Annotated in this window: 2 protein-coding genes; one reads left to right on the forward strand and one right to left on the reverse strand. The window is 54.7% G+C overall.

What is annotated here, in order from left to right:
- On the reverse strand, window positions 1–1,613 hold a 1,613-nt coding region (locus tag ACN4EK_RS31990), incomplete at its 3' end, for a tetratricopeptide repeat protein (protein WP_458575350.1).
- A gap of 129 nt (window positions 1,614–1,742) precedes the next feature.
- Here ACN4EK_RS31990 and ACN4EK_RS31995 point away from each other — a divergent pair.
- Window positions 1,743–4,618, forward strand: a 2,876-nt coding sequence (locus ACN4EK_RS31995; RefSeq protein ID WP_431662494.1) for a two-partner secretion domain-containing protein, incomplete at its 3' end; no start/stop codon positions are given.

Genomic DNA, 4,618 nt, shown 5'->3' on the forward strand with positions numbered 1-4,618 from the left:
AGATGTGTATAAGAGACAGGGATCTGAGCTTTGGCTGATGGAGGAGGGAGGGGTGGGTAACTGGGTGACTGGGTGAGGTAGAGGGCTGTGAGTTGCCGATAGATCGGCTCAATCGTGTCCCGGAAATCAAATTGAAAGTCACGGCTGGCGATCGCCATATCGGCTCGCAGACTGGTTAACGTCTGGACGGCTGTTTCGTAAGCGGCGATCGCGCTCTGGGGTTGTCCGGTTGCCTGCAAAATTCGTCCTGCCTGCCATTCCCATAAATACCGATATTCGGCGGTGGCGGCGGTTAGTTGGGCTTGGTGAGTCAGATCTAATGCCTGGGGATACTGATGCCGACATTCCGCCAGGTGTCCCAAGCGCCCTAACGCAAAGGCTGTAGACTGCGGATCTTGAATCCGTTGTGCCATGGCGAGTGCTTGTTGCAATAGTCGATCGGTGGAAACGGACTTGTTGCCGACGGGGACACACCGAGTTAGTACCTCACTGCTGGTGATGCCAGAGGGTAAGTCAGCCAATTGCCATAGGGTCGCAAGATGAATTGTGGCAAAGGCTGTTTCCCGACTATCGGGCAGGCGATCGAGCAAGGTTTGAGCCTGTTGTAACTGTAGCTCTGTATTCTGGCGGCTAGGGGGCTGGTAGAAAGTAAGGGCGGCTAGATTCAGGAGTGCCCGCAGTTCATTCCAGGGATCTTGCTGTTGGCGAGCCAGGGTGAGGCTATGGTCGAAAGCGGCGATCGCCTGATTGAAGGATTGGGTAAGCGATCGGGTCATAGTTTCAGTCGCTACAGTATCCCCGGCCGCTTGTGCCGATTGGAGTTGGCGCTGATACCGCTTGACTAAACTGGTATGAAGGTTGCCTAACCCATGCCATGCGGCAATTTCGTAGGTTAGTAAATGCTGTTGTTGGGCGATCGTGCGGCTGGCAGTTAAATAGCGGCTGGCAGTGGCATAGTCCCCCCGGAGACGATAGGCATTCCCCAAACTCCCCAGGGCGGCGGCGGTTCCTGGTAGGTCAGCGTGTTGTCGAGCGATCGCTAGGGCACTATCCGGTTGGCAGTCTTGATCACTAAGTTCATGGCATAACAGGGTAATTGCCCGACGTTGTTGACCTAAGTGGCTATACAGTTGGGCTTGTTCCGTCAACATTCTGCCGAACTGTTGGCGATCGTTGACCTGACGGTAGTAGCCGAGCAATTGATTCAGGTGAGCGATCGCCGCATCGACTTGACCGACCTGAGCCTGTGCCCGGACTAAGTATTTCAGGATTGTGACCCAGGCAGCGGACTGGGCTGGAGTCTGTTGGAGTGCCTGCCGCCAGAGGGCGATCGCCCCTAAGGTATCTCCAGCTTGAAATCGCGCTAATCCCGGCTGGACGGCTGGAGCAGAGGGAGAAGCTGGCTGGTCTGAGTGGGCAATCAGCAGACTAGGGAAATCTTGGCACTCAGTTGTTGTAATCTCGCAGGAGACTGCCGCTGCCATCGGCACTAGGGCGTGACTGGGTGAAATTCCGAGCCAGTGGTAGCTAACTGACCAGCAGAAAACTAGACTGCTGAGAACGGTAAATTTGAGCCAACGAGATAAGATCGATCGCTGAAAGTGATGGCGCATAGGGCACTCCAAAGGCAGGTGCGTCAGGGGGCAGTACGACGATCCGGCCCATGTGTTTAATTGTGGTAGTTTTGGGGCGATCGTATTGGTAAAGTGTCATGTACGGAGGCAACAACAGGGTGCAAAGTTATGCAAGGGCGTTGGTGGGTTGGAGCCATCATCAGCTTGGGGCTGGTGAGTGGGACGGGGCAGCCAGGATTGACTCAAGTCGTCGCCGATGACACATTGCCAGTGGCAGAACGCTCCCAGGTGTCCCCAGGGCTAAATGCCCAAATTGATGGAGGCGCGGTGCGGGGGAGCAATTTGTTCCATAGTTTTCGAGAGTTTTCGATCCCGACGGGGGGTGAAGCTTTTTTCAATAACGCCGCTAATATTACCAATATCATCAGTCGGGTAACAGGGAATTCTGTATCGACGATCGATGGCTTGATCCGGGCGAATGGGAATGCCAATGTGTTTCTGCTTAATCCCAATGGCATTGTGTTTGGTCAGAATGCTCAATTACAAATCGGTGGATCATTTCTGGCTAGCTCTGCAAGCGCAATTCAGTTTGGTAATCAAGGTTCGTTCAGTGCGATCGATCCGGCGGCTCCAGCCCTGTTAACGGTGAATCCGTCAGCCTTATTGTTTAACCAAATCACCGCTCAGGCAATCCAGAGTCAAGCCCAGTTGCAGGTGGCTCCGGGTCGGAGTCTGATATTGGTAGGTAGTCCGGTGACGCTGGATGGTAGCCAGTTTCGGGCTCCCGGTGGGCGAGTGGAACTAGCAGGGGTGACTGGGACGGGTAGGGTTGGTCTAACTGTGGAGGACACAAGTTTAGAACTGAACTTGCCTCCTAGAATGCCCCTGGGTAATGTGTCATTGATCAATGGCAGTGAAATTAATGTGCGGGCGGGCGGTGGTGGCAGTATCACGATCGCAGGGCAGAATATCACCTTAGCGAATGCCAGTGTGCTGCGGGCGGGCATTCAGGCGGGGAGTGGGGCGATTGGTCAGCAAGCCGGGGATGTGATAGTGACAGCAACGGGGAGTGTGCGGCTGACGGAAGGCAGTTTTATTGCGAACTCTACGCTGGGCCAGGGGGATAGTGGGGATGTCACAGTGACGGCTGATTCGGTGGTGCTGCGGGATGGGGCACAGATCAATGCCAGTACCTTTGGTCAGGGTAATGGGGGTACTGTCAAGATTCAAGCTACTGGGAGCGTGAGCTTTGATGGCGAAGACAGCCAGGGGGAACCGAGTGGCACCTATAGCCGGGTGAATCGAACTGCGATCGGGAATAGTGGGGGCATTCAAGTCCGGGCGCGGTCGGTATCGGTCACGAATGGGGCATTACTGAGTACAAATACGCTGGGTCAAGGTAATTCGGGCAGCATTACGATCGTGGCTGACGATGGCATTCGGTTTGCGGGTGTAGGAGCGCTGACTCAAACTCCCAGTGGTGTCTATAGCAGTGTGAATGCTGGGGCGATCGGCAGTAGCAGTGGGATTAATATTACAGCCGCCTCGTTAGCGGTTGAGGATGGGGCACAACTGGATGCGAGTACCTATGGGGTTGGCAACTCTGGCAGGATTACGATTCAAACGACCGGAGCGGTCACGTTAGGCGGTGAGTTGCCCGAAGGCGTGATTGATCCCGGCGGGATTTATAGCTTTGTGGGGGAAGATGGGGTGGGTAATAGTGGCGGTATCTCGCTGTCGGCGGGTTCACTCTTAACCGTGAATGGAGCGGCGCTGGTCGCCACCACGTTTGGGCAAGGGGATGCGGGTAATGTTGAGATCGATGTCGCCAGAGCGATCGTGTTAGATGGGCAAAGTCCGATCTTTTCTAGCGGTATCTTTAGCAGTGTCAGTCCGATCGCGATCGGCAATGGTGGTGACATTCGCCTGAGGGCGCAATCATTATCGGTATTAAATGGAGCCGCGATCGCCGCGAGTACGTTGGGGCAGGGTAATGCGGCGGACATCTCCATCCAGGTCAGTGGTGAGGCGGTGTTTGATGGTGTAGGGCGAGATGCCTTCTCCAGTGGGATCTATAGTCGCGTCGGCGCAAGAGCGGTTGGGGATAGCGGCAATATTAATATTCAGGCTGGCGCATTGTCGTTAACGAATGGGGGGCAACTGCAAGCCAGTACCCGAGGGCAGGGGAATGCGGGCAATATTCATGTACAAGTGGCAGATACGGTGCGGATTACGGGAGTTGATCCGGTGACGGAACTTGCCAGTGGTATTTTTAGCTCCACAGGAATTAATTCTACGGGAGATGGAGGGGATATTCGGGTCGATACCCAGCATTTGACGCTGCAAGCGGGAGGAGTGATTTCTACCCAAAGCCAGGGCAGTGGACGATCGGGCAGTATTGACCTAAATGTCCGTAACAGTTTGACCGCCAGGGATGGCAGCATTTCTACCTCTTCCACGCAATCCAGTGGTGGCAATATTGCGATTAATGCTCGTACCATCCGACTCCAGGGAGACAGCGACATCACTACAAGTGTGTTTAGTGGGGCTGGTGGCGGCGGCAATATTACCCTGGGAGCCCAGGCGATCGTGGCATTGGATGATAGTGATATTCTGGCGTTTTCGCGGGATGGTCGCGGTGGCAATATTACCTTTAATACTCCAGTATTTTTAGCCTTTCGCTATCGACCTGCCCCACCGGGGACTGATCCCGTAACACTGGATGGCAACGATCGGGTGGATGTGAATGCCAGTGGCCGGATCAGTTCTGGGGTAATTAGCTTGCCGGATGTCACCTTGTTACAAAACAGCTTGGCTTCGTTGCCCAGTAGCATTATTGATACGAATGCCTTGTTAGCCACCAGTTGCTTAGCTCGCAGTTCCCGGCAGGGTAGTTTCATCATTACGGGTGCTGGTGGATTGCCTACCCGTCCGAGTGATTTGATGGTTGCCCCGTTTCCGACCTATGAGATTGTCCCGCAGGTGGAGGCAGATCGGGGGGATGAGGGAAATGGGGCAATGGGGGCTGTCTCTTATACACATCT

The organism is Pantanalinema rosaneae CENA516 (genome assembly GCF_050753385.1).
Taxonomy (GTDB): Bacteria; Cyanobacteriota; Cyanobacteriia; order Leptolyngbyales; family Leptolyngbyaceae; genus Pantanalinema; species Pantanalinema rosaneae.